The sequence below is a fragment of the Janthinobacterium agaricidamnosum genome (assembly GCF_003667705.1).
Lineage (GTDB): Bacteria > Pseudomonadota > Gammaproteobacteria > Burkholderiales > Burkholderiaceae_D > Janthinobacterium.
This window is the reverse complement of record NZ_CP033019.1, coordinates 6,275,862-6,301,964: the sequence shown is the minus strand read 5'-3', so window position 1 is coordinate 6,301,964 and position 26,103 is coordinate 6,275,862. Positions and strand designations below refer to the sequence as shown.

Annotated in this window: 18 protein-coding genes and 4 tRNA genes; 6 read left to right on the top strand and 16 right to left on the bottom strand. The window is 59.5% G+C overall.

Features of this window, described 5'->3' with window-relative positions; all coding sequences use genetic code 11:
- Window positions 1-81: 81 nt before the first annotated feature.
- The 6 genes from D9M09_RS28455 (at window position 82) to D9M09_RS28430 (ending at window position 7,080) form a co-directional block, all read left to right on the top strand.
- Window positions 82-372 (top strand): DUF3349 domain-containing protein, encoded by a 291-nt coding sequence (locus D9M09_RS28455; RefSeq protein ID WP_240453684.1) that lies wholly within the window; start codon window positions 82-84, stop codon window positions 370-372.
- A 79-nt stretch (window positions 373-451) separates the two neighbouring features.
- On the top strand, window positions 452-1,618 hold the full coding sequence (locus D9M09_RS28450) for an HPP family protein (RefSeq protein WP_121670897.1): 1,167 nt from the start codon (window positions 452-454) through the stop codon (window positions 1,616-1,618).
- Complete coding sequence (locus D9M09_RS28445; RefSeq protein ID WP_121670896.1) at window positions 1,615-2,712, top strand: M48 family metallopeptidase; 1,098 nt, start codon at window positions 1,615-1,617, stop codon at window positions 2,710-2,712. The genes D9M09_RS28450 and D9M09_RS28445 overlap by 4 nt, the downstream gene beginning before the upstream one ends.
- A gap of 136 nt (window positions 2,713-2,848) precedes the next feature.
- The gene (locus tag D9M09_RS28440; RefSeq protein ID WP_121670895.1) at window positions 2,849-4,669 is read left to right on the top strand and encodes a DUF885 domain-containing protein; all 1,821 of its coding nucleotides are present in this window, start codon (window positions 2,849-2,851) and stop codon (window positions 4,667-4,669) included.
- Window positions 4,670-4,828: 159 nt separating this feature from the next.
- A complete protein-coding gene (locus D9M09_RS28435) occupies window positions 4,829-5,908 on the top strand; it encodes an SRPBCC family protein (RefSeq protein ID WP_162995807.1) in 1,080 nt (359 codons plus the stop codon).
- Window positions 5,905-7,080, top strand: coding sequence for a zinc-dependent alcohol dehydrogenase (locus tag D9M09_RS28430; protein ID WP_121670893.1), 1,176 nt, complete (start codon window positions 5,905-5,907; stop codon window positions 7,078-7,080). Before D9M09_RS28435 ends, D9M09_RS28430 begins: the two co-directional genes overlap by 4 nt.
- Window positions 7,081-7,141: 61 nt before the next feature.
- Here the strand turns inward: D9M09_RS28430 and D9M09_RS28425 are convergent, their stop codons facing one another.
- The 16 genes from D9M09_RS28425 to D9M09_RS28350 all read right to left on the bottom strand — a co-directional run bounded on the left by D9M09_RS28425 (window position 7,142) and on the right by D9M09_RS28350 (window position 26,040).
- Window positions 7,142-7,981, bottom strand: coding sequence for an HDOD domain-containing protein (locus tag D9M09_RS28425; protein WP_070223450.1), 840 nt, complete (start codon window positions 7,979-7,981; stop codon window positions 7,142-7,144).
- 76 nt (window positions 7,982-8,057) lie between these two features.
- On the bottom strand, window positions 8,058-8,690 hold the full coding sequence (locus tag D9M09_RS28420) for a transcriptional regulator (RefSeq protein ID WP_070223394.1): 633 nt from the start codon (window positions 8,688-8,690) through the stop codon (window positions 8,058-8,060).
- A 1,319-nt stretch (window positions 8,691-10,009) separates the two neighbouring features.
- Complete coding sequence (gene rpoC, locus D9M09_RS28415; protein ID WP_034753138.1) at window positions 10,010-14,251, bottom strand: DNA-directed RNA polymerase subunit beta'; 4,242 nt, start codon at window positions 14,249-14,251, stop codon at window positions 10,010-10,012.
- Between the two features lie 109 nt (window positions 14,252-14,360).
- A complete protein-coding gene (gene rpoB, locus D9M09_RS28410) occupies window positions 14,361-18,467 on the bottom strand; it encodes a DNA-directed RNA polymerase subunit beta (protein ID WP_070223392.1) in 4,107 nt (1,368 codons plus the stop codon).
- A 244-nt stretch (window positions 18,468-18,711) separates the two neighbouring features.
- Window positions 18,712-19,083 carry a 50S ribosomal protein L7/L12 gene (gene rplL / locus D9M09_RS28405; RefSeq protein WP_070223390.1) on the bottom strand — a complete coding sequence of 124 codons (372 nt, stop codon included), beginning with the start codon at window positions 19,081-19,083 and terminating at the stop codon, window positions 18,712-18,714.
- Window positions 19,084-19,150: 67 nt separating this feature from the next.
- On the bottom strand, window positions 19,151-19,690 hold the full coding sequence (gene rplJ / locus D9M09_RS28400; protein ID WP_034753621.1) for a 50S ribosomal protein L10: 540 nt from the start codon (window positions 19,688-19,690) through the stop codon (window positions 19,151-19,153).
- A gap of 320 nt (window positions 19,691-20,010) precedes the next feature.
- Complete coding sequence (gene rplA, locus D9M09_RS28395; RefSeq protein WP_034753134.1) at window positions 20,011-20,706, bottom strand: 50S ribosomal protein L1; 696 nt, start codon at window positions 20,704-20,706, stop codon at window positions 20,011-20,013.
- Entirely contained in the window at window positions 20,706-21,140 is a 435-nt protein-coding gene (gene rplK, locus D9M09_RS28390) for a 50S ribosomal protein L11 (protein ID WP_034783246.1), read from the bottom strand. Before rplK ends, rplA begins: the two co-directional genes overlap by 1 nt.
- A gap of 218 nt (window positions 21,141-21,358) precedes the next feature.
- On the bottom strand, window positions 21,359-21,985 hold the full coding sequence (gene nusG / locus D9M09_RS28385; protein WP_070223388.1) for a transcription termination/antitermination protein NusG: 627 nt from the start codon (window positions 21,983-21,985) through the stop codon (window positions 21,359-21,361).
- Window positions 21,985-22,368, bottom strand: coding sequence for a preprotein translocase subunit SecE (gene secE / locus D9M09_RS28380; RefSeq protein ID WP_010394308.1), 384 nt, complete (start codon window positions 22,366-22,368; stop codon window positions 21,985-21,987). The genes nusG and secE overlap by 1 nt, the downstream gene beginning before the upstream one ends.
- Before the next feature lie 32 nt (window positions 22,369-22,400).
- A tRNA-Trp gene (locus tag D9M09_RS28375) sits at window positions 22,401-22,476 on the bottom strand.
- Between the two features lie 66 nt (window positions 22,477-22,542).
- Window positions 22,543-23,733 carry an elongation factor Tu gene (gene tuf / locus D9M09_RS28370; RefSeq protein ID WP_077398776.1) on the bottom strand — a complete coding sequence of 397 codons (1,191 nt, stop codon included), beginning with the start codon at window positions 23,731-23,733 and terminating at the stop codon, window positions 22,543-22,545.
- Between the two features lie 88 nt (window positions 23,734-23,821).
- Window positions 23,822-23,896, bottom strand: a tRNA-Thr gene (locus D9M09_RS28365).
- A gap of 43 nt (window positions 23,897-23,939) precedes the next feature.
- A tRNA-Gly gene (locus D9M09_RS28360) sits at window positions 23,940-24,013 on the bottom strand.
- Between the two features lie 63 nt (window positions 24,014-24,076).
- Window positions 24,077-24,161: transfer RNA gene (locus tag D9M09_RS28355), tRNA-Tyr, on the bottom strand.
- 232 nt (window positions 24,162-24,393) lie between these two features.
- Window positions 24,394-26,040, bottom strand: coding sequence for a tetratricopeptide repeat-containing response regulator (locus D9M09_RS28350; RefSeq protein ID WP_070220795.1), 1,647 nt, complete (start codon window positions 26,038-26,040; stop codon window positions 24,394-24,396).
- Between the last annotated feature and the right edge of the window lie 63 nt (window positions 26,041-26,103).

The window sequence follows — 26,103 nt, the reverse complement described above, 5'->3', positions numbered from 1 at the left end:
TCCACCATTTAATTGCACTGTGCTTATGCGGAAAACATATAAGCACGTATCAGAGCACCACCCAGGAGAAGCCGCTTGAGCATGCCAGATACCCTGCCCCCGACATTGTCCGGCGCCGCGCGCATGTTGCGCGACGCCTATCCCGGCGGCATGCCCGATACGGCATATTTCGCCGTGCTGGCCCTGCTGTATGAACACTTTTCCGACCGCAACCTGACCGAGCTGATGGCCGCCGTCACGGGCAAAGATGCGGCGACGATCCTCAATGACATCTATGCCTGCGCCAGCAGCGAGCCGGCGCCGTCCGCCATCGCGGCCGCCAGGAAACTGCTGGCACGGCACGGCTTGCAGGCCGTCTGCGCCGAGGATTAATGCCCACCGGCAGCGAAATGGAACGCATGGGATAATATCGGGCTCACACTGAGCAACGCGGCCCGAACGCGCCCTCCCCATGACGACTTCTTTCCTGGCACGCTGGCTGCCGCAACCGAACAACGGCAGCCGCCGCGAACAATTGCGCGCCTGCGCGGGCGCCATCTGCGGCTTGCTGCTGACGGGCCTAATCTGCCATTTCCTGCTGGCCCCGGACAGCGCCAGCGTCTACCTGATCGCGCCCATGGGCGCCTCGGCCGTGCTGCTGTTCTGCCTGCCGGCCAGCCCGCTGGCGCAACCGTGGTCCGTGGTGGGCGGCAACGTCGTCTCCGGCCTGGTCGGCATGGCCTGCGTCAAATGGTTCGGATCCAGCGTGGGCGTGGCGGCGCTGGCCGCCTGCCTGGCCATCGGCGCCATGTTTGCCCTACGCTGTTTGCATCCGCCTGGCGGCGCCGTGGCGCTCACCACCGTCGTCGGCGGCGCCAGCGTGCATGCGGCCGGCTTTGAATTCGTCTTCATCACCGTACTGTTCAATTCCGCCGTGCTGGTCGCTTGCGCCGTGCTGTACAACAACCTGACGGGACGCCGCTACCCGCACGTCCAGCAACTGGTGGCGCCGCATCCGCACGCCACCAAGGATGAGGTGCCCAGCAACCGCCTGGGCTTTTCACCGGACGACCTCGATGCCGTCTTGCGCCAGCACAGTGAAGTGCTCGACATCAGCCGCGACGATTTGCAGGCGATCTTCCTGCAAACGGAAATGCGCGCCTACCAGCGCCGCTTCGGCGTCGTCACCTGCGCCGACATCATGTCGAAAGACGTGCTCAGCGTGGAATTCGGCACGCCGCTCGATGTTGCATGGCGCACCATGCGCGAGCACGATATAGGCGCCCTGCCCGTTGTCAACCGGGCGCGCCGCGTCATCGGCATCATCACGCAGACGGATTTCCTGCGCCATGGCGGCCTCGACGATTACCAGGGCATGCGCCAGCGCCTGCGCGGCTTGCTGCAGCGCAGCGGCCTGTCCCACGGCGACAAGCCGGAAGCGGTGGGACAGCTGATGACGGCGTCGCCGCACACGGCCCGCCTCGGCACGCCCATCATCGATCTCGTGCCCCTGATGGCCGACGCCGGCTATCACCATATTCCCATCCTCGACGAGGAAGAACGCCTGGCCGGCATCATCAGCCAGTCCGACCTGATGGCCGCCCTGTACGAAAGCCGCTTTGCCGAGGCCGCCGCATGACGCCATTCCGGGCACTGCTGAGCGGCCCCGACGGCGGCCCGGCGGGCACAGCCGTCAGCGCGCATTTCTTCGGCAGCCAGCTGACCATCGATGCGCCCGGCCATGATGTCGACGTGGCGCAGCTGGTCGTCAGCGTGGGCGGTGTCGACGGACCGGAACTGTTCCTGAACTGGCTCGAAGAACAAGGACGGCAAGCCTCGCTCAAGCCGCTGACAGCGGACGACATCGCCATCGTGCTAAAAGAAGCGCCGGCCGCGCTGCAGCCGCAACTGCAGCGCCTGTGGGGCGAGCGCCAGCGCAACCGGCGGCAGGTGTCGGGCTGGCTGGCCGGTTTGACGGGCGCGGCCGTCGTCGCCACTGCCCTGTTGTGGTGGCAAGGAAGCAACGCCATCGGCGTGCTGGCGGGATGGATTCCCCTGTCGACAGAAAAGCAGCTGGGCGAACTGGCCCTGGCGCAAGTGCGCGCGCAGGGCGGCATCGTCGAGAGCGGCGTGGCGCAGCAGACGGTGCAGGACATCGGCCGCACGCTGACGGCCGGTTCGCGCTACCCGTACCGCTGGCTGGTCAAGCAGGATGACACGGTCAACGCGTTTGCCATGCCAGGCGGCATCATCGTCGTGCATACGGGCTTGCTGCGCCAGGCGGGGGACCCGGGCGAACTGGCCGGCGTGCTCGCGCATGAAGTGCAGCACGTGGAACAGCGCCATTCGTTGCGGCAGATGATCAGCAGCCTGGGCTGGGGCGCCCTGGTGGGCCTGACCATCGGCGACATCAGCGCCGTGGCCGCCATGCTGGCGCACCAGGCCGGCACCCTGTATTTCAGCCGCGACATGGAGGAAGAAGCGGACCGGCTCGGTTTGCTGGCCTTGCAGCGCGCGCAGATCCGCCCCGACGGCATGCTGCGTTTTTTCCAGAGGCTCGATGGCAAGGATCAGGCCAAGGTGCCGGGATGGATTTCCTCGCACCCGCAAACGGCGGCGCGCGCGCAGCAGATCCAAAGCCTGATCGACGCCACGCCCTGCCCGGCCTGCCTGCCCTTGACCAGCCGTCACTGGCCAGCGATGAAAGCGGCCCTGCCGCCTACAGAAAAATAGCAACATTTCTTCCGCACAATTTATCCAAACGCACTGGGCAATGGCGTATGCTTACGCCCCGGCTGTTCCTTCTTGAACGGCCACCCCCGACCTCGCTACGCCTCCGTTCATTCCCTCCTTACAAAGGATTTCGCGCATGAAGCATCGTTTTGCCGCCGGCACCCTCGGCACCCTGGCCATCTCCCTGTTGCTCGCCTACGCGCCCATGGCGCAAGCGGCCCAGCCCGCGGCCAAAGCGGCCGTCGCGCCGGCCGTCAGCGCGCCAAAAGCCAAGCAGCAGCTGCAAGTGCTGGCCGACCAGTACTACGATGCGTTGGCCCGTTTCGAGCCGATCAATGCCACAGAGAGCGGCGACAACCGTTTTGACGACCAGCTCGGTTCAGCCATCGTGCCCGCCGCGCGCGCAAAGCAGTTCGCCCTGTACCGCCAGTATCAGAAGACCCTGCGCGGTATTGCCCGCGCGCAGCTTTCGCACCAAGACCAGATCAACTACGATATCCTCGACTATGAACTGGCCACGGCGCTGAGCTTCGAGCGCTTCCCCGAATACCTGCTGCCTTTGAACCAGATGGACAGCATGCCCGTCACCCTGGCCAATTATGCGGGCGGCGAGGCATCGCAACCGCTGACCGCGGTCAAGGAATACGATGCTTACCTGAGCCGTATCGGCCAGTTGCCGGGCTGGATAGACCAGGCCATCGCCAACATGAAAGTCGGCATGCAAATGGGCATCGTGCTGCCGAAGGCGCTGACGGAATCGACCCTGCCGCAATTCAAGAAGCTCGTCAGCGCCACGCCGCAGGACAGCGTGTATTACACGCCCATCAAGAACTTGCCGGCCAGCTTTTCCGCCGCCGACAGGGAACGCCTGACGCAAACCTACACCGTCATCATCGAGGCCAAGCTGATGCCTGCGCTGCAGCGCCTGGCCACCTTCATGGAACGCGATTACCTGCCGGCCGGCCGCACGAGCAGCGGCTGGAGCGCCCTGCCCGATGGCGCGGCCTGGTACCAGGCGCGCGTGGCCAGCAGCACCACGACGGATTTGAAACCGGAGCAGATCCACGCCATCGGCTTGAAGGAAGTGGCGCGCATCCAGGAACAATACGCGATCGTCGGTCCGAAGATGGGCTACAACGGCCCGGCCGCCGGCTTGCCCGTGTGGGTGTCGGAACAGGCGAAATACCGCCCGTTCAAGACGGAGCAGGAAGTGCTCGACGTCTACCGCAAGCTGAACGTGCTGCTCGACAGCAAATTGCCCGCCCTGTTCACCCTGGTGCCGAAAGCGCCGCTGGACTTGCGCCTGGAACCTGAACTGAGCCGCGATACGGCCGCCGATCACTACACGGCCCCGGCCGCCGACGGTTCGCGCCCGGGCGTGTTCTGGTCCGTCGTCACGGATCCGAAACTGTATGGCGACACGGGCATGACCACCCTGTTCCTGCACGAAGGCAAACCTGGCCACCATTTCCACCTGGCGCTGGTGCAAGAGATGGACTTGCCGAACTTCCGCCGCTTCGGCGGCAACAATGCCTTCACGGAAGGCTGGGCCCTGTATGCGGAAACCCTGGGCAAGGAAATGGGCCTGTTCGACGATCCTGCCCAGTACTTCGGCCATTTGAACGACGAGATGCTGCGCGCCGTGCGCCTGGTGGTCGACACGGGCTTGCACACCAAGGGCTGGACACGCGAGCAGACGATCAAGTACATGCGCGACACCCTCGGCTACGACGCCGTGGCGAGGAGCGAAACGGAACGCTACATGGCCTGGCCTGGCCAGGCGCTGGGCTACAAGATCGGTTCGCTGAAAATCGTCGAACTGCGCCAGCGTGCCCAGCAGGCGTTGGGCGACAAGTTCAGCCTGCCGAAGTTCCACGAAGTGGTGCTCGGCGACGGCACCCTGCCCCTGAAACTGCTGGAAGCCAAGGTCGACCGGTGGATCGCGCAGCAAAAGTAAGCTAGCCCACTCCTGCGAGAACGGCAGCGCCAGTTGGGGCTGCCGTTTTTTTTTCGTGCCGATATTTGATCTGGCACAGATCCAGCGTATGTCGCGCACGCCCGCCGGAACGCGTACCAGACAATGCTGCCTAATTCCCATACACAGAAGGGAGGCAGCATGCAAAGCGAAGACAGGAACGACGCCGCCACGGCTGGCCCGCCCGCATGGCAAACATCAGCGGAGATGCCCTATCACGGGCATGACGCCATTCTTCACTACACCAGTGCACGCGGCCAGGCCGATGGACGGCCGCAGCGGCACATTCCCGACGATACCGCACGCGGCAAGCCTGCCATGATCACGGCGCTTGGCTGGCTCAGCATCGGCCTGGGCCTGGCCCAGCTGGTGGCGCCGCGCGGCCTGGCGCGGGCCAGCGGCTTGCGCGGCGTCTCGTCTTTCTGGATACGCGCCATCGGCCTGCGCGAAATGGCGTGCGGCGTGGCCTTGCTGCGCGGCGAAACCGCTCCGGCATGGCGCTGGTCGCGCATCGCCGGCGACGCCATGGACCTGTCGCTGCTGGGCGTGGCCATGGCCAGCCGGCGCCATGCACGCACGCGCCTGGCGGCGACGGCGGCCGTGGTGGCAGGCGTGACGGCCATCGACTACATCGCCAGCGCCCAACTGGCGCCGCGCAAGCTGAGCGAATTACCCGCGCCCGGCGAAGAGGGATTGGCGCTGCAAAAGAGCGTCATCGTCAACCGTTCCGCCGACGATTGCTACCGCGCCTGGCGCGACCTGGAAAACCTGCCCCGCTTCATGCCGGGCCTGCAGTCGGTGCAGGTGATCGATGCGCGCCGCTCGCGCTGGCACAGCGTCGAGGGCGAGTGGATAGGCGAACTGACGCAAGAGCGTCCGGGTCAGGGCTTGCGCTGGCGCGCGGCACAGAACCATGCCGAAACGGGAGCGCTGGAACTGTCGCCCGCTCCCGGCGGGCGCGGCACCGTGGTCACCATGCAACTGCACATGCAGCCGCCGGCCGGCAAGGTGGGCGCGGCCGTGGCGGGCCTGTTCAGCCAGGCGCCCGCCTACCAGATCGAAACCACCTTGCGCCGCTTCAAGCAGTGGATGGAAACGGGCGAGGTCAGCACCACCGAGGGCCAGCCGTCGGGCAAGCGCAGCTTCAAGACGCGCTTGCTGCACAAGGCTGGTGCCACGGCCGCTGCCCCTCGACCGCAAGCAAACGGAGGTGTGTCATGAAAGCCAATTGCTGGCACGGCAAGCGCGACGTGCGGATCGAACAAGTACCCGATCCCGTCATCCTCAATCCCGGAGACGCCATCATCAAGGTCAGTTCCACGGCCATCTGCGGTTCCGATTTGCACCTCTACAATGGCGTCGTGCCCACCATGGAACAAGGCGACATCCTCGGCCATGAATTCATGGGCGAGGTGGTGGAGGTGGGCTCCGCGGTGCGCAAACTCAAGGAAGGAGAACGGGTGGTCGTGCCGTTTCCCATCGCCTGCGGACGCTGCTTCTTTTGCGAACAACAGCTGTACTCGGTGTGCGAGAACTCCAATCCCAACGCCTACATGGCGGAAAAGATGTGGGGCCACTCGGGGGCGGGCATCTTTGGCTATTCCCACCTGACGGGCGGTTACGCGGGCGGCCAGGCGGAATACGTGCGCGTGCCGTTTGCCGACGTCGGCCCCATCCAGGTGCCGGACGAGCTCAAGGATGAACAGGTACTGTTCCTCTCGGACATACTGCCGACCGGCTACATGGCGGCCGAAGCCTGCGCCATCACGCCGGGCCAAGTGGTGGCCGTGTGGGGTTGCGGCCCCGTGGGGCAGTTCGCCATCCAGAGCGCCTTCCTGCTCGGCGCCGAGCGCGTCATCGCCATCGACCATTACCCGGAACGCCTGCGCATGGCACGCGAACTGTCCGGCGCCGAAACCCTGCATTTCGATGCGGTGGACGTGCCCGACGCCCTGCGGGAAATGACGGGAGGACGGGGACCCGATGCCTGCATCGATGCCGTCGGCATGGAAGCGCACGGTTCCGGCGTCAGCTATATCTACGACCGCCTCAAGCAGACGATGAAACTGGAATCGGACCGCCCCACAGCCCTGCGCGAAGCACTGATGGCGTGCCGCAACGGCGGCGTCGTCTCGGTGCCGGGCGCGTATGGCGGCTTCAGCGACAAGATCCCGTTTGGCTCCATCATGAACCGTTCATTGACCATCAAGACGGGGCAAACCCACGTGCAGCGCTACATGCAGCCGCTGCTGGAACGGATACAACGGGGCGAGCTCGATCCCGGTGCCATCATTTCCCATCACTTGAGCCTGGACGAAGCACCGCACGGCTACGAGATCTTCCAGAAGAAGCAGGAGCAATGCATCAAGGTCGTATTGCATCCCGGCCCCTGACCGGTCCCGGCAGGCATGCTGGCAGACGGCGTGGGCGGGTCAGACAAGCAATGCGCTGACCTCAGACGAGCAGCGCGGCACTCATCGAGCGTACTTCCTCGTCCGATTCGGCCAGGATGCTTTGCAGGGTCTCGTTGTCGATAATGAAATCGATGACGGAATCGGAGGGCGTGAGCATTTCCACGTACGTCACCTGCAAGGGCGAGGGCACGGGCGACAGTTGCTTGGCCAACAACAAGGTGTCGAGCAGGGAGTCGGGCGGAATGGACAGCAAGCCATCGCGCAAGCCTTCGATGGCTTCGCTCACGGCCCGCGGAATCAGCAGCTTCTTCATGACTTCGCGGGAAATAATTTCTTCGGCGGACTCCATCCAGTGATCGGCATCGTCGTCGAGCAGGCCGGGAAATTCATCGGCACGCGACAACAGGTAAAAACCGCCCACCTCATGCACGATGCCGGCGAACAGCGCCGTATCGGCATCGACGTTCGTCACGCGGCGGGCCAGCACGTGCGCCAGCGCCGCCACGTGGGCAGTGTGCTCCCACAGCTGGGTCGCCTTCTGGCGCAGCACGGGGTCGATGATCTTGCTGCCGAACTGGCGCACCACCATGGCCGCCACCAGCGCGTACAGATTGCGGTAGCCCATGCGCATGACGGCGGCGCGCACGCTGGTCACGGGCGCCGCATCGCCGCGGCTGTACACGGCCGAATTGGCCAGCGCGACCGTGCGCGCCGCCAGCAAGGGCTCGGCCAGTACCAGCTTGATCGCATGGTCGATATGGCAGTCCGGTTCAGCCAGGGCCAATTGCAATTGCAGTGCTGAATTAACGCTCGTGGGAAACGTTAATTCTCCGCGCACCGCTTGGGAAACAATTAAACCGAAAGCCTGTAGTTTATTCATCATACGATCAATCCGCCTCAGATATTATTCTGGCCAACAATTTCATGTACCTGAAATTGAATGCCAGGCCCGGCCTTTAGAATACAGATGGCATGTCATTCGCTTGTAATGAAGAATCCGGTAATGCCAGCGCCTGCAATAGCGATTCATCGCCGATGACAAACAACTTCGGCTGCTGTAATACCTGCAGCAGAAATGGCTGGCCTTCACGCAGCCGCCGGCGATAATCCGCCAGCGTATATAGGTTGGGATTGATTTTACGCCGTAAGGTTCGCTCGGCCGGGGCCAATCCCGTCAACAGATCGCCATAATTGGCTTCTTCGCCCACCAGCAGCAAATCGATGGCGCTGCCGGGCAGGTCCTGCCCCTTCGCCGCGGCGCCCGACACAAATGCCAGGTGCAGCTGGGCACGCAAGGGCGCCAGGGTCATGCTGAGCACACCGACGATGCCGAAGGTTTTTTGCACCAGTCCGCTCAACTCCGGATACACGAGACTTTCCTTGTTAGGCCAGAAGCGCCGCACGTTGCCGATCCGCTCCGATATGATCAGGCCGGACTCATGCAGACGGCGCAGCTCCCGCTGTGCCGACGCGCTCCCCATGCCCGTCAAGCGCATGATCTCGTTCAAGTGAAAGCCTTCATTCACGCGGACAAAGAGCAAACCCAGCAGTTTTTGCTGGGCGGGAGTAAACAGGGCTTGGGCAATCATGCGCCAAATCTTAGCATGAATGAACTGAAAACTGGCGTGGCGCAGGCAACGGGGCGTGACGCCACAACAACGCCGTGATACGTCATCACCAGCAGTTGGGCGAGCCCATGGGCAGCAAAGCGGGATGACGCAACAGCAGTAGCCAAGAGCCGTCAACGGCAAGCAGCCATTCTTGTAAGCGCTCACTTCAAATTCGTCGGCGCCACGTCTACCATCCTGCCTCGCACCTGCACGAGTCTGGCGTCAACCGCGTTACACGGTTTTAGTCCATCAATTCAAACATGCTCGACGTAATTTAGCTCGGCCGCATTAAGCTATCAGCGTATCAGAATGCATGCCTGCATAAGAATCTTGTTCGTCATCTTGGCCGGTAATAAAGAGCATGACTTTTAATGCGTGCGTTGACCTTCCATTTTACGCTTGCCATTTATATAGGCTGCGAAATACAAATGAATGGGTGCGAACAAGCGACAACCGAAAATCGTGTTCCTCAGTGAGCGATATAAATGATGTGCTGCCGTGGCGATATGCATGCCAATCGAATAGACAAATGGAATGGGCTGCCATCATTTACCGCCTGCCACGCTATCTTTTCGCGCATGGCAATGCGGACAGGCATAAAAAACGGCACCCGAAGGTGCCGTTCTTGTCAGCTAGCAGCGGTCAGCTAGCAACGCAGATTACGCTTCGTCGCCGTGGTGTTACTGGGTCTCGATTTTCTAGCAGATCTTCGGTGGCGGCACCGGCCAGCGTGGTTTTATCGGCCAGCAGCAGCGCTTGACGCTCTTCCACTTCCCACGCTTCTTTCTCTTTGCGTGCATCGTGGAAGGCTGTGCAACGGGCATAAAAAAACGGCACCCGAAGGTGCCGTTCTTGTCAGCTAGCAGCGCAGATTACACTTCGTCGCCGTGGTGTTGCTGGGTCTCGATTTTCTAGCAGATCTTCGGTGGCTGCACCGGCCAGCGTGGTTTTATCGGCCAGCAGCAGCGCTTGACGCTCTTCCACTTCCCACGCTTCTTTCTCTTTGCGTGCATCGTGGAAGGCTGTGCAACGGGCATAAAAAAACGGCACCCGAAGGTGCCGTTCTTGTCAGCTAGCAGCGCAGATTACGCTTCGTCGCCGTGGTGTTGCTGGGTCTCGATTTTCTAGCAGATCTTCGGTGGCTGCACCGGCCAGCGTGGTTTTATCGGCCAGCAGCAGCGCTTGACGCTCTTCCACTTCCCACGCTTCTTTCTCTTTGCGTGCATCGTGGAAGGCCGCGCAACGGGCATAAAAAAACGGCACCCGAAGGTGCCGTTCTTGTCAGCTAGCAGCGCAGATTACGCTTCGTCGCCGTGGTGTTGCTGGGTCTCAATATCCTGCAGCGCTTCGGCAGCTTCGCCAGCCATCGAGGCTTTCTCGGCCAGCAGCAGTGCTTGACGCTCTTCCACTTCCCACGCTTCTTTCTCTTTGCGTGCGCGGTGGAAGGCCAGGCCCGTACCGCCAGGAATCAGACGGCCGACGATGACGTTCTCTTTCAGGCCGCGCAGACCATCGCGCTTGCCCATGATCGCCGCTTCGGTCAGCACGCGGGTGGTTTCCTGGAACGATGCGGCCGAGATGAACGAATCGGTCGACAGCGATGCCTTGGTAATACCCAACAAGACGTTTTCGTAGGTCGCTGGAATCTTGTTCTCAACGGCCATGCGATCGTTCTCGTCCAGCAGTTCCGAACGCTCTACCTGCTCGCCAACGATGTAGTTGGTGTCGCCGGCATTGACGATCTGTACGCGGCGCAGCATCTGACGCACGATCACTTCGATGTGCTTGTCATTGATCTTCACGCCTTGCAGACGGTACACGTCCTGCACTTCGTCAACGATGTAACGTGCCAGCGCTTCGATACCCAGCAGACGCAGGATGTCTTGCGGATCGGCCGGGCCGTCCACGATCATCTCGCCCTTGTTCACGACTTGGCCGTCATGCACCAGCACTTGTTTGTCCTTGGTGATCAAGAACTCATGCTTGTTGCCGTCCATGTCCGTGATTTCCAGACGCTGCTTGCCCTTGGTTTCTTTACCGAACGCAACCGTACCCGTGACTTCCGCCAGCATACCGGCATCTTTCGGCGAGCGCGCTTCGAACAGTTCCGCAACGCGTGGCAGACCACCGGTAATATCGCGCGTTTTTTGCGATTCGGTAGGAATACGTGCCAGCACTTCACCCACCGATACCTGTTGACCGTCCTTGACCATGATCAGCGCGCCGACCTGGAAGCCGATCGCCACCGAGTGTTCGGTGCCGGCGATCTTGACTTCTTCGTTCGCATCGTTGATCAGCTTGACTTGCGGACGCAGGGTCTTGGTCAGCGAACCGCGACGTTTCGCATCGATCGCCACCAGGGTGGACAGACCGGTCACTTCGTCGACCTGACGGGCGACGGTGACGCCTTCTTCGACGTTCTCGAAACGCACTTGACCGGCGTATTCGGTAATGATCGGACGGGTCAGCGGATCCCACGTTGCCAGGGCCGTACCGGCCTTGATGACCATGCCGTCCTTGACGATCAGGGTCGCACCGTACGGTACTTTATGACGCTCACGCTCACGGCCGTGGTCGTCGGTAATCAGCACTTCGCCGGAACGGGAAATGACGATTTGCGCGCCCTTGCCGTTCGTCACGTAACGCATGGTTGCCGTGAAGCGGATGGTACCGTTCGACTTGGCTTCCACCGACGATGCCACTGCCGCACGCGATGCCGCACCACCAATGTGGAACGTACGCATGGTCAGCTGGGTACCAGGTTCACCAATCGACTGCGCTGCCACCACACCGACGGCTTCGCCGGCGTTGACCAGCATGCCGCGGCCCAGGTCGCGGCCATAGCACTTGGCGCACAGGCCGAAGCGCGTGTCGCAAGTCAGTGGCGTGCGGACCTTGACTTCATCGATGGACAGACGCTCGATCTCTTCGACCATGTCTTCGTCCATCAGGGTGCCGGCTTCGTACAGCGTTTCCTGGGTTTCAGGATTGACGACGTCATGCACCACCACGCGGCCGAGGATACGGTCACGCAACGGCTCGATGACTTCACCACCTTCGACCAGTGCCTTCATGACGGCGCCGTTCATGGTGCCGCAATCGTCCTCGATCACCACCAAGTCTTGCGTCACGTCCACCAGACGACGCGTCAGGTAACCGGAGTTCGCCGTTTTCAGCGCCGTATCGGCCAGACCTTTACGTGCACCGTGGGTCGAAATGAAGTACTGCAAAACGTTCAGACCTTCGCGGAAGTTCGCGGTAATCGGCGTTTCGATAATCGAGCCATCCGGTTTGGCCATCAGACCACGCATACCGGCCAACTGGCGAATCTGGGCTGCGGAACCGCGCGCGCCGGAGTCGGCCATCATGTAAATGGCGTTGAACGATTCTTGCGTCGACTTGGTGCCGTCGCGGCGGATCACGTCTTCGACTTTGAGCTGGTCCATCATGGCCTTGCCGACTTCATCCGAGGTTTTGCCCCAGATATCGACGACCTTGTTGTAACGCTCGCCGGCGGTCACGAGACCCGAGGCGTATTGCTGTTCGATCTGCTTGACTTCCGATTCGGCCGTCGCGATCAAAGTGACTTTTTGAGGCGGTACCAGCATGTCGTCGACGCAGATCGAGATACCGGCGCGTGTCGCCAGGCGGAAACCCGATTGCATCAGTTTGTCTGCGAACACCACGGTGGCGCGCAGGCCGCACTTGCGGAACGACGTGTTGATCAGCTTGGAAATTTCTTTCTTTTTCAGCGCGCGGTTCAAGACGGAGAACGGCAGGCCTTTCGGCAGAATTTCCGACAGGATCGCACGGCCGATCGTCGTTTCGTAGCGGGTAACCGTTTTCTCGAATTCGCCCGTTTCGGCGTTTTTCGGGTATTCGGTAATACGCACGGTGACGCGGGTCGTCAGTTCGACTTCCTTGTTGTCGTAGGCGCGGATCACTTCCGACACGTCAGGGAACATCATCCCTTCGTTCTTCGCATTGATCGCTTCGCGGGTCGCGTAGTACAGACCCAGCACGATATCCTGGGAAGGAACGATCGACGGTTCGCCGTTCGATGGGAACAGGATGTTGTTCGATGCCAGCATCAGGGTGCGTGCTTCCATCTGCGCTTCGATCGACAGAGGAACGTGGACCGCCATTTGGTCACCGTCAAAGTCGGCGTTGAATGCGGCGCAGACGAGCGGGTGCAGCTGGATGGCCTTGCCTTCAATCAGGACTGGCTCGAAGGCCTGGATACCCAGACGGTGCAAGGTCGGTGCGCGGTTCAACATGATCGGATGTTCACGGATCACGTCTTCCAGGATGTCCCACACGACCGGCTCCTGGATCTCGACCAGCTTTTTAGCGGCCTTGATCGTGGTCGCCAGACCCATCAGTTCCAGTTTATTGAAAATGAATGGCTTGAACAGTTCCAACGCCATCAGTTTCGGCAAGCCGCACTGATGCAGTTTCAATTGCGGGCCCACGACGATGACCGAACGACCGGAGTAATCGACGCGTTTGCCCAGCAAGTTTTGACGGAAACGGCCGCCCTTGCCCTTGATCATCTCGGCCAAGGACTTCAGCGGACGCTTGTTGGCGCCGGTCATCGCTTTGCCGCGACGGCCGTTGTCCAGCAGCGAATCGACCGCTTCTTGCAGCATGCGCTTTTCGTTACGCGTGATGATCTCTGGAGCGCGCAGCTCCATCAGGCGTTTCAGGCGGTTGTTACGGTTGATGACGCGGCGATACAGATCGTTCAGATCCGAGGTCGCGAAACGGCCACCGTCCAGCGGTACCAGCGGACGCAATTCCGGCGGCAGCACTGGCAGCACTTCCATGATCATCCAGTCAGGCTTGATGCCCGAACGTTGGAACGCTTCCAGCACTTTCAGGCGCTTCGCGTATTTCTTGATCTTGGCTTCGGATTTCGATTCCTTCAGTTCCACGCGCAGGGTTTCGGCATCGCGGTGGATGTCGATCGAGCGCAGCAGTTCACGGATACCTTCGGCGCCCATGAAGGCGGTGAAGTCGTCGCCGTACTCTTCGTACTTGGCGGCGTAGTCGTCTTCCGACATGATCTGGCACTTCTTCAGCGGGGTCATGCCTGGATCGGTCACGACGTATGCTTCAAAGTACAGCACGCGTTCGATGTCCCGCAGGGTCATGTCCAGGACCATGCCCAGACGCGACGGCAGCGACTTCAGGAACCAGATGTGCGCGGTCGGCGAGGCCAGCTCGATGTGGCCCATGCGCTCGCGGCGCACTTTGGCCAAGGTGACTTCGACGCCGCACTTTTCGCAGATCACGCCGCGGTGTTTCAGGCGCTTGTACTTGCCGCACAGGCATTCGTAATCCTTGATCGGGCCAAAGATCTTGGCGCAGAACAGGCCGTCGCGCTCAGGCTTGAAGGTACGGTAGTTGATGGTTTCCGGCTTCTTGACTTCGCCGTAGGACCACGAACGGATTTTCTCAGGCGAAGCGAGACCGATCTTGATTGCATCGAAGGTCTCGTTGGTCTGTACTTGCTTGAATAGATCGAGCAGTGCTTTCATGTATCACTCCAGAGGTGATTAAATTTCTATATTCCTGAGACTACATTGCCCGGCGTGGTTTCCCAGCCGGGCTTTGTGTTTCCCAAACCAAATGACAGGGTGCTGTCGTTTAGTTGCGTTCGAGGTCGATATCGATACCCAGCGAACGGATTTCCTTGACCAGCACGTTGAACGATTCCGGCATGCCGGCGTCGATCACGTGGTCGCCCTTGACGAGGTTCTCGTACACTTTGGTACGGCCATTCACGTCATCGGACTTGACGGTCAACATCTCTTGCAAGACATACGACGCGCCATACGCTTCCAGTGCCCAGACTTCCATCTCACCGAAACGCTGACCACCGAACTGGGCTTTACCACCCAGCGGCTGTTGCGTCACCAGCGAGTAAGGACCGGTCGAACGCGCATGCATCTTGTCATCAACCAAGTGATGCAGTTTCAGCATGTGCATGACGCCGACAGTGACCTTGCGCTCGAACGCTTCACCGGTGCGACCGTCATACATGGTCACCTGGTTTTTCGAAGCGGTCATGCCCAGGTTCTTGGCGATGTCGTCCGGATACGCCAGGTCCAGCATGCGGCGGATCTCTTCTTCATTGGCGCCATCGAACACTGGCGTGGCGAATGGAACACCTTTTTTCAGGTTTTCCGCCAGCTTCATGATCTCTTCGTCGTCGAAGTCGTTCAGGTCTTCCGCACGGCCGTTGTCGTTGTAGATCGTCGTCAGGTACTTGCGCACTTGCTCGACCTTGGTTTGCGCCTTCAGCATTTCGCCGATGCGGATACCCAGACCCTTGGCAGCCCAGCCCAAGTGCGTCTCGAGAATCTGACCAACGTTCATCCGCGAAGGAACGCCCAGCGGGTTCAGCACAACGTCGGCTGGCGTGCCGTCGGCCATGTATGGCATGTCTTCCACAGGAACAATACGGGAAACCACACCCTTGTTACCGTGGCGACCTGCCATCTTGTCGCCCGACTGCAGGCGGCGTTTCACGGCCAGGTAGACCTTGACCATTTTTTGCACGCCTGGTTGCAGCTCATCGCCTTGCGTCAGTTTCTTGCGCTTCTCTTCGAAGGCCAGATCGAACTGGTGACGCTTCTCGTTGATCGACTCCTTGATCGCTTCCAGCGCTACCGCGGCATCGTCGTCCGCAGGGCGGATGTCGAACCAGTGGTATTTGTCCAGATCGGCCAGGTATTCCTTGGTGATCTTGGCGCCTTTGGCCAGCTTTTTCGGGCCGCCGTTGACAACTTTGCCGATCAGCATTTTTTCCAGACGCTGGAAGGCATCGCCTTCAACGATACGCATCTGGTCGTTCAAGTCCAGACGGAAGCGTTTCAGTTCGTCATCGATAATTTGCTGGGCACGCTTGTCGCGCACAATGCCTTCACGGGTGAAGACTTGCACGTCGATCACGGTACCGATCATGCCCGAAGGCACGCGCAGCGACGTATCTTTCACGTCCGAGGCTTTTTCGCCGAAAATCGCGCGCAGCAGCTTCTCTTCCGGGGTCAGCTGGGTTTCGCCTTTTGGCGTCACTTTACCAACCAGGGTGTCGCCCGCTTGGACTTCTGCACCGATGTAGACGATACCGGACTCATCCAGACGTGCCAGCTGATTTTCAGCCAGGTTCGAGATGTCGCGCGTAATTTCTTCCGCGCCCAGTTTCGTGTCACGGGCCACCACCGACAACTCTTCGATGTGAATCGAGGTGTAGCGGTCGTCCTTGACGACGTTTTCCGAGATCAGGATCGAATCTTCGAAGTTCAGACCATTCCATGGCATGAAGGCCACGGTCATGTTCTGGCCCAGCGCCAATTCACCCAGGTCGGTCGATGCGCCGTCGGCGATCACGTCGCGCTTGGCAACACGGTCGCCCACTTGCACGATAGGACGCTGGTTGATGTTGGTGTTCTGGTTCGAACGGGTGTACTTGATCAGGTTGTAGATGTCGACGCCCACTTCACCAGCTTGCGCTTCGTCATCATTGACGCGAATCACGACACGGCCCGCATCGATGTAATCGACGATACCGCCACGCAGCGCTTGCACGGTGGTGCCCGAGTCGACCGCAACGGTGCGTTCGATACCGGTACCGACCAGCGCTTTTTCCGGACGCAAGCAAGGCACGGCCTGGCGTTGCATGTTGGCGCCCATCAATGCACGGTTTGCATCATCGTGTTCGAGGAACGGAATCAGCGAGGCAGCGACGGAAACGATCTGGCCTGGCGCCACGTCCATGTACTGGATGCGCTCCGGGGAGACCAGGATGGTTTCGCCGGCTTCACGGGCCGAGACCAGTTCATCGGACAACATGCCGGCGTCGTTGATGGTCGCATTCGCCTGAGCGATGATGTAGCGGCCTTCTTCGATGGCGGACAGGTAGTCGATCTGATCGGTAATCTTGGAGCCTTCGACCTTGCGGTACGGGGTTTCCAGGAAGCCGTATTCATTCAGGCGGGCGTACAGAGCCAGCGAGTTGATCAGACCAATGTTCGGACCTTCCGGTGTCTCGATCGGGCAGACGCGGCCGTAGTGGGTCGGATGCACGTCGCGCACTTCAAAGCCGGCGCGTTCGCGTGTCAGACCGCCGGGTCCCAGAGCCGATACGCGGCGCTTGTGGGTAATTTCCGACAGAGGATTGGTTTGGTCCATAAACTGCGACAGCTGGGACGAACCGAAGAACTCGCGAATCGCAGCCGAAATCGGCTTCGAGTTGATCAGGTCGTGCGGCATCAGGTTGTCCGCTTCGGCTTGGCCGAGGCGTTCCTTGACGGCGCGCTCAACACGCACCAGGCCGGCGCGGAATTGATTCTCGGCCAGTTCGCCCACGCAACGTACGCGACGGTTACCCAAGTGATCGATATCGTCGACTTCGCCGCGGCCATTGCGCAGTTCCACCAAGATCTTGATCACGGCCAGCACGTCTTCGTTCGACAGCGTCATGGCGCCGGTCAGTTCATCGCGGCCAATGCGACGGTTGAACTTCATGCGGCCCACGGCCGACAGGTCGTAGCGGTCCGAGTTGTAGAACAGGCCATTGAACAGCGCTTCAACGGAATCTTCCGTTGGCGGTTCGCCTGGACGCATCATGCGGTAGATCGCCACTTTCGCAGCCATCTGGTCGGCGGTGTCGTCGATACGCAGGGTTTGCGAGATGTAGGCGCCCTGGTCCAGGTCGTTCGTGTACAAGGTCTGGATTTCGGAAATGTTGGCGTCGCGCAGGCGGCCCAACAGGTCTTCCGTCAGCTCATCGTTCGCGGAAGCGACGACTTCACCGGTGTCGCCATCGACGATATTCTTCGCCAATACGCGGCCCAGCAGGTAGTCTTCCGGTACGGAAATGTGCTTGATGCCGGCAGCTTCGATATCACGCACGTGTTTCGCGTTGATACGCTTGTCTTTCAGCACCAGGGTCTTGCCCGACTTGTCGACGATGTCGAAACGCGCCACTTCGCCGCGCAGACGCTCGGAGACGAATTCCATTTCCGCGCCTTCGGAGCGCAGGTTGAAATTGTCGAAGACGAAGAAGTTCGCCAGGATTTGCTCGTGAGACATGCCGATGGCTTTAAGCAGAATCGTCACTGGCATCTTGCGGCGGCGGTCGACGCGGAAGAACAGGATGTCTTTCGGGTCGAACTCGAAGTCCAGCCACGAACCGCGGTAAGGAATGATACGCGCGGAGAACAGCAGCTTGCCGGACGAGTGAGTCTTGCCGCGGTCGTGCTCGAAGAACACGCCAGGCGAACGGTGCAGCTGGGAAACGATCACCCGCTCCGTGCCGTTGATCACGAACGAACCGGTGGTCGTCATGAGCGGCAATTCGCCCATGTAGACTTCCTGTTCCTTCATCTCTTTGACGACGGGCTTGGTCGGCGATTCCTTGTCCAGGATCACCAGGCGCACTTTCGCGCGCAGCGGCGACGCGAACGTCAGGCCACGTTGTTGACATTCTTTGACGTCAAAGGCAGGATCGCCCAGAACGTACGACAAGAATTCGAGTCGCGCAAAACCATTGTGCGACACGATAGGGAAAATCGAGGTGAAAGCCGACTGCAGGCCATCATTCTTGCGGCCGGACGGTGCTATGTCCTCTTGCAAGAAGCTATGATAAGACTCGAGCTGGGTCGCCAGCAGGAACGGAACGTGGTGAACGTTGGCGCGCTTCGCGAATGATTTGCGAATGCGTTTCTTCTCAGTAAATGAGTAGTGCATGGACACTCCGTGAGTGACAGAAAGGATAGAAAATTCAGGTTTTGCAAGTGTTCGTTTGCACCGCTGCGTGTGACACAGACGAAACCTCAAGGCTCTGCTTTCCGGCTTGAATCGAATAAAAACTGCTGCTACAACTACATGACAAATACGATGCAGACGACAAAGGAGCCAAAGTCGGATTTCCCCCCTTGCGAGGGGAAACCTCAGACTTTGACTCGGGCGCTAACTGCCGCCGGTACAGATATTACTTCATCGAAGCGGTTGCGCCGGCTTCAACCAGTTTCTTCACTGCAGCTTCAGCGTCAGCTTTCGACACTGCTTCTTTCACAGTTTTTGGTGCGCCATCGACCAGGTCTTTAGCTTCTTTCAAGCCCAGGCCGGTGATTTCGCGAACTGCTTTAATGACGCCAACTTTGTTTGCGCCGAAGGTGTCCAGAACAACGTTGAACTCGGTTTGCTCTTCAGCAGCTGCTGCTGGGCCTGCTGCAGGACCGGCCGAAGCCATTGCTGCTGCGGACACGCCGAATTTTTCTTCGAATGCTTTAACCAGGTCGTTCAGGTCCATTACGGACATGGCGCTAACTGCTTCCAGGATATCGTCTTTGCTAATTGCCATTTTGAAACTCCTAAATTTATTACGTTAGTTACATCAGATTGGTACTGAGAGAAAAAAGCGCGCGCAATTAAGCGGCTGCTGGGGCTTCTTCTGCTGCTGCTTCTGCAGGAGCTTCGGCGCCTTCGCCTTTTTTCGCTGCCAGGGCAGCCAGACCACGTGCAAAGCCCGAAACCGGAGCCAGCATAACGCCCAACAACTGCGAAATGAGGACTTCACGGCTAGGAATGCTCGCCAACGCGGTGACAGCAGCTGTATCCAGCGGCTTGCCTGCGTAGTTACCTGCTTTGATGACCAGTTTGTCGTTGGTTTTAGCGAAGTCAGCGATGACTTTAGCTGCTGCAACGGCATCGGCCGAGATCGAGTAGATCAACGGGCCGGTCATGGCATCTGCCAGGCTGGCGAATGCGGTACCTTCAACGGAGCGACGAGCCAGAGTGTTTTTCAACACACGCAGGTACACGCCTTGGGCACGCGCTTTAGCACGCAGTTGCGTCAAGTGACCAACCTGGATGCCACGATATTCGGCCACGACGATCGTTTGCGCATTTGCTACTTGTGCGGAAACTTCGGCGACGACGGCCTTTTTGTCATTCAGATTGAGACTCACGGTCAACCTCCTTAAATGATGTTCAGCGATCACAACCGAGTGGTTGAGCGCCTTGCATCGGTTCGAACACGGCGTCCGAAGTCAAGAAGTACTAAACTGAGCGGATGGATTCACGCAGCATGAGGACTACAAAACTTGTTCGGGTACACCATCTGCGTTGGGCACTTGCCGTTGCCGGCAAGCCTATTAACCTTCTGCATGTGCAATCGCAGTCGGCCCAACGGTCTTTGATTGTCTGCCTGCCTGATGTGAACACCAGGCAGACAGCCCAAAGATGCGCCCGCAGCGCCCGAAGGCGCTACAGGACTTGATTCTGTTACTTAAGCTGCCAGGCTAGCCTGGTCAACACGGACGCCAGCGCCCATGGTCGACGACAGCGAAACTTTGCGCAGGTACACGCCTTTGCTCGATGCTGGCTTGGCTTTGTTCAGTGCGTCGATCAGTGCGACCAGATTCGACTTCAGATCTGCGTCAGCGAACGATTTACGGCCGATGGTAGCGTGGATGATACCGGATTTGTCGGTACGGTACTGAACTTGACCGGCTTTCGCGTTTTTCACGGCGGTAGCGACGTCAGGAGTAACAGTGCCGACTTTCGGGTTAGGCATCATGCCGCGTGGGCCCAGGATCTGACCCAGGGTACCAACGATACGCATGGTATCTGGCGAAGCGATGACGATGTCGAAAGGCATGTCGCCGGCTTTGATCTGCTCGGCCAGGTCTTCCATACCAACGATGTCGGCGCCAGCTGCTTTGGCAGCTTCCGCTTTTTCGCCCGACGCGAAGACTGCCACGCGTACGGTTTTGCCGGTACCAGCTGGCAGCACGACGGAGCCGCGCACCACTTGGTCGGATTTCTTAGGATCAACACCCAGTTGTACCGATACGTCGATCGATTCATTGAACTTGGCCGTTGCGCACTCTTTGATCAGAGCGACAGCGTTGTCGAAAGCGTACACTTTGGTACGGTCGACTTTGGCTTTCAAAGCCTTGATACGTTTGGATAACTTAGCCATTATACAACACCTTCCACCGTGATACCAATCGAACGAGCGGAACCAGCGATGGTGCGTACAGCAGCATCCATGTCGGCAGCGGTCAGATCAGGGGTTTTCAATTTAGCGATTTCTTCAGCTTGTGCGCGGGTCAGCGTACCGACTTTGTCGGTATGTGGCTTCGGCGAACCTTTGGTGATCGCAGCAGCTTTTTTGATCAGGTAGGTTGCTGGAGGCGTCTTCATCACGAACGTGAAGGACTTGTCAGCGAACGCGGTGATCACGACTGGGATCGGCATGCCTGGTTCCATACCTTGGGTCTGCGCGTTGAACGCTTTGCAGAATTCCATGATGTTCAGACCGCGTTGACCCAGAGCTGGACCGATTGGTGGGGATGGGTTTGCTTTACCAGCTGGCACTTGCAGCTTGATAAAACCAATGATTTTCTTTGCCATGATGGCTCCTATCTTGGATTGAGTAGTAGCGCCCCGCCGATCCTACCCTGGCGGGGCTCCTCTGACCGGATTTTGCTGTTACTACCGCAACGCTCCTGGTGGCGCTTTCAAACCTACTGCGCGGCGCGATTTGCGGCTTCCGATGCTCACTGTGCATTTGCACAGCTCCGCTTCTCAGCCACAACCCACATCCGCTCGCTACGGTTTTGTGAACCGCCTTAAACTTTTTCGACCTGGCCGAATTCGAGCTCTACCGGGGTAGCGCGGCCGAAGATGGTGACAGAGACGCGCACTTTGGATTTCTCGTAATTGACTTCTTCGACATTGCCGTTGAAATCGGTGAACGGACCATCCTTGATGCGTACCTGCTCGCCCACCTCGTACAAGGTTTTCGGACGGGGCTTTTCAACGCCTTCCTGCATCTGCTTCATGATGCCGTCGATTTCGCGCGCGGAGATCGGCGTCGGCTTGTTCGACTTGCCACCAATGAAACCGGTAACCTTGCTGGTGTTCTTGACCAAGTGCCAACTCTCGTCCGTCATTTCCATTTCAACCAGCACATAGCCAGGATAGAAACGACGTTCGGTGACGGACTTCACGCCATTCTTGACTTCGACAACTTCTTCGATCGGCACCAGGATCTGGCCGAACTGGTCTTGCATGCCCGCGCGCTCGATGCGCTCGGTCAGTGCGCGCATGACGCTTTTTTCCATGCCGGAATAAGCATGCACGACATACCAGCGCTTGCTGCTCACTGGCACGCTCAGCGCTGCACCAGTATCCGCTGCCGGAGCGTCGCCCGGAACGGACTCTTCCGCCGCTTCATCATGCACATTTTCGCTCATTATTTTTTCCAACCCAGAATTACGTCATACAACAAAAACTCGAGCAATTTATCCGTGCCCCACAGGAAAATCGCCATGACCAGCACAAAGGCAAACACGATCGCGGTAATCTGCGTGGCTTCTTTGCGGGTAGGCCAAACGACTTTCTTGGTTTCGCGCACAGCTTCTTTGGCGAAATTGAGAAATTCACGGCCGGTCGTCGAGACATACAAGAGCGCAACAGCAATAACCAAACCAGCCACAAGCGCGCTTGCACGCACCAGAGCTGGTTGGCCTGCCAGGTAATAAAACCCGACTACTCCTGCAATCGCAGCTACTATTGCCAGCGCGACTTTTATCTTGTCACTCGACGTGCTAACGGTTTGCACGGATTGATTTGACATTTTTCTACTTTCGGTGCCCTGCACCTTGACGGTGGCAGGGACGGAGGGCATCGAACCCCCAACCTTCGGTTTTGGAGACCGACGCTCTGCCAATTGAGCTACGTCCCTACGTAAAACTTTCGAGGAGTGCTATTCTACCACCCAGGACGCCCCGGGTGGAAGCATAACATTTCCTTATGCGATGATTTTTGCAACCACGCCGGCGCCGACGGTACGGCCGCCTTCACGGATAGCGAAGCGCAGACCTTCTTCCATCGCGATCGGGTTGATCAGCTTGACGGTGATCGACACGTTATCGCCTGGCATGACCATTTCTTTGTCTGCTGGCAACTCGATCGAACCGGTTACGTCCGTCGTGCGGAAGTAGAACTGTGGACGATAGTTGTTGAAGAATGGCGTATGACGGCCGCCTTCGTCTTTCGACAGAACATAGATCTCGCCGGTGAAGTGCGCATGCGGCTTGATCGAGCCTGGCTTGGCCAGCACTTGACCACGTTGCACGTCTTCACGCTTGGTGCCGCGCAGCAGCAGACCAACGTTGTCGCCAGCTTGACCTTGGTCCAGCAGCTTGCGGAACATTTCCACGCCGGTGCAAGTCGTTTTGACGGTATCGGTGATACCGACGATTTCGATCTCTTCGCCGACTTTAACAATGCCGCGCTCGATACGACCGGTCACAACGGTACCGCGACCCGAGATCGAGAACACGTCTTCCACTGGCATCAGGAACGCACCGTCAACAGCGCGCTCTGGCGTTGGGATGTAAGCATCCAGCGCATCGGCCAGACGCAGCACTGCGTCAACGCCCATTTCGCCTTCTTTGCCTTCCAGCGCCATACGTGCCGAACCTTTGATGATTGGCAGGTCGTCGCCTGGGAATTCGTACTTCGACAACAGCTCGCGCACTTCCATTTCAACCAGTTCCAGCAGCTCTGCGTCGTCGACCAGGTCGCACTTGTTCAGGAACACGATGATGTATGGAACGCCAACTTGGCGGGCCAGCAGGATGTGTTCGCGGGTCTGTGGCATTGGGCCGTCAGCTGCGGAGCACACCAGGATCGCGCCGTCCATCTGGGCTGCACCGGTAATCATGTTTTTGATGTAATCGGCGTGGCCTGGGCAGTCAACGTGCGCGTAGTGACGCGTTTCCGTTTCGTACTCGACGTGGGCGGTGTTAATCGTGATACCGCGCGCTTTTTCTTCTGGTGCTGCATCGATCTGGTCGTATGCTTTAGCTTCGCCGCCGAATTTCTTCGACAGAACCGTTGCGATTGCAGCGGTCAGCGTGGTTTTACCGTGGTCGACGTGGCCGATGGTGCCGACGTTGACGTGCGGCTTGGTCCGTTCGAATTTACCTTTTGCCATTTTGAACTCCTAATGATTTGATTAGATTGCTCAGGCACACGCCCGACGGTCTGGTTTGAATTGCTTCTGTGCTGCCTGCTGCGAATTCTGGTGCCCTTGACGTGGATCGAACACGTGGCCTCTCCCTTACCAAGGGAGTGCTCTACCACTGAGCTACAAGGGCTGTAATTTGTTGCATGCGATGCATCAAGCATCTGAACGGAAACTGGAGCGGGTGAAGGGAATCGAACCCTCGTCGTAAGCTTGGAAGGCTTCTGCTCTACCATTGAGCTACACCCGCGAGGTATCGTTCACTTTATCTTCACTTGCTTTTTGCTACTACCCAGTTTTCCTTGCAAAAACTTGGTGGAGGGGGCTGGATTCGAACCAGCGTACTCATAGAGAACAGATTTACAGTCTGTCGCCTTTAACCACTCGGCCACCCCTCCGCGGGAACCGCAGAGTATGAAGCATCTACTCACAACTGTCAACCTTATTTACTGATGCCTGACTGCTGCATTTGCGTATAAAGAAGAAGTTGGCTGCTTCGGGGCGTGATTATAAGCTCCCGATTTGAGAAAGTGCAAGGGTTGGCGCGAAAAAGTCAGCTTTTTTCGTATTTTTTTTATCGCCCCTGCCGGCAAGCCGCATTTTTTCGTCATTTGCCCCGCATTTCCCCGCTTACCTTGCGTCAGGCGGATGCATCCAGGCATTGCCCAAGGGCTTGTATTTACGCAACAACTGCTGATGCAGGCCCGACAGCACGGGCAATTTGGGATTGCGCGGGTCCAGGCGGCGCACGCCGGCGATAAAAGTCAGCGCCTGCTGCCCCATGCGCTCATCCCAGCCCTCGTGCTCCAGGCATTTCAGCACGGCCACGGCCGCATTGAAGACCACCTGCGGATTGTCGGGCAGGCGCGTGACGGCCTCGCCCATCAGATCGACGGCGCCGCGGAAATCGCCCTCGCCCGCCCGGGCTGCCCCGGCCGCCACCATGTCGGCCACTTCCTGGCGGCTTTGCCGCGCCAATGCCTTGGCCAGTTCCTCGCGCCCCGCCTGTTCGAACACGGCCATGGCGCGCGTCATGGCCGCGCTGTCGGGCGCATTGCGCATGACTTCGCGCATCACCTCGGCCGCGCCGTCTTCGCGCCCGTGCGCCAGGCAGTGGCGCGCCAGCTCCGTTTTCAGCGTATTCGAGCTGCCCACGCTGTGACGGTTGGCGGCCAGGGCCGCGTCGAGCGATTGCTGCAGGCGCTCCTCGTTGCCCGTATGCGCATGCAGCATGGCGCTGCACAGGGCGCTGCACAGTTCCGCATTCTTTTGCCCGCCCATCGATTTGTCGAGGTCGCGGATCACGGCGCCCGCCTGCAAGGGATCTCCTTTGCGCACCAGGGTCTGCACCAGGCGCACATGGTCTTCCGGATCGCGGAATTCCGAATATTTGGCCTTGCTGACCACCAGTTTCAGGGATTTTTCCGCCATGTCGATATCGTCGGCCGCCAGGGCCGCCTCGCCCAGGCGGCGCAAGCGGCGCACGGCATGCGGCGACAGGGCCACCGCTTCGCTCAAGGCCGCCTGCGCCAGTTCCGGCTTGCCTTGCGCCATATGCGTGCGCGCCAGCCAGTCATAGGCGTCGAGAAAACGCTTGTTGTTTTCCAGCAGCCCTTCCAGGGTGCCCTGCGCCGCTTCGTACTCGCCCAGCAGGAACTGCGTCTTGGCCTGCCCCAGGCGCGCCCAGCCGATGGACTTGCTTTCGTATAAGGCTGTGTAGATCGGACCGGCATCGGCCGCCTCGCCCAGCAGCAAATGCAGCTCCGCGCGCAGGCGCAGGAAATCCGTGGCGTAACGGGGGTACAGGCTGGCGCCTTCGGTGCAGGCGGCGATCGCCGCGCGCTCATTGCCCACGTCGATCAGTTCGTACACGGGCACGAAGGCATTGCGCTTGTCGAGCGCGCGGGCTATGCGCTCGAGCATGTTGTCAGCGGTAAATGGCTTGAGGATGTAATCGGTGGGCAACAGCTCGACGGCGCTGACCACCTTGGCGAAGCTGCCTTCGCCCGTGACCATGAAGAACATGGTCGACGCGTGCATCAATTTATGGTGGCGCAAGTCTTCCAGCATCTGCTGGCCATCCTGCCCGCCGCCGAGGTCGTATTCGCACAGGATCAGATCATACGATTTGCTGCCCAGCATGCGGATCGCCTGGCCCGAGCTGGCCGCGTCGTCGATCTTCGCCAGGCCGCACAGGTTGAGCATATTGTGCAGGCTGGCGCGCATGCCCGGATGCGGCTCGATGATCAGTGCGCTAAGGCCCTTGAGTTCTTTCATGTCGTGATGTCCGAAAACTCCGCGGCGCGCCACACCGGTGCGTGGCGCCGGCCAGCATGAGGC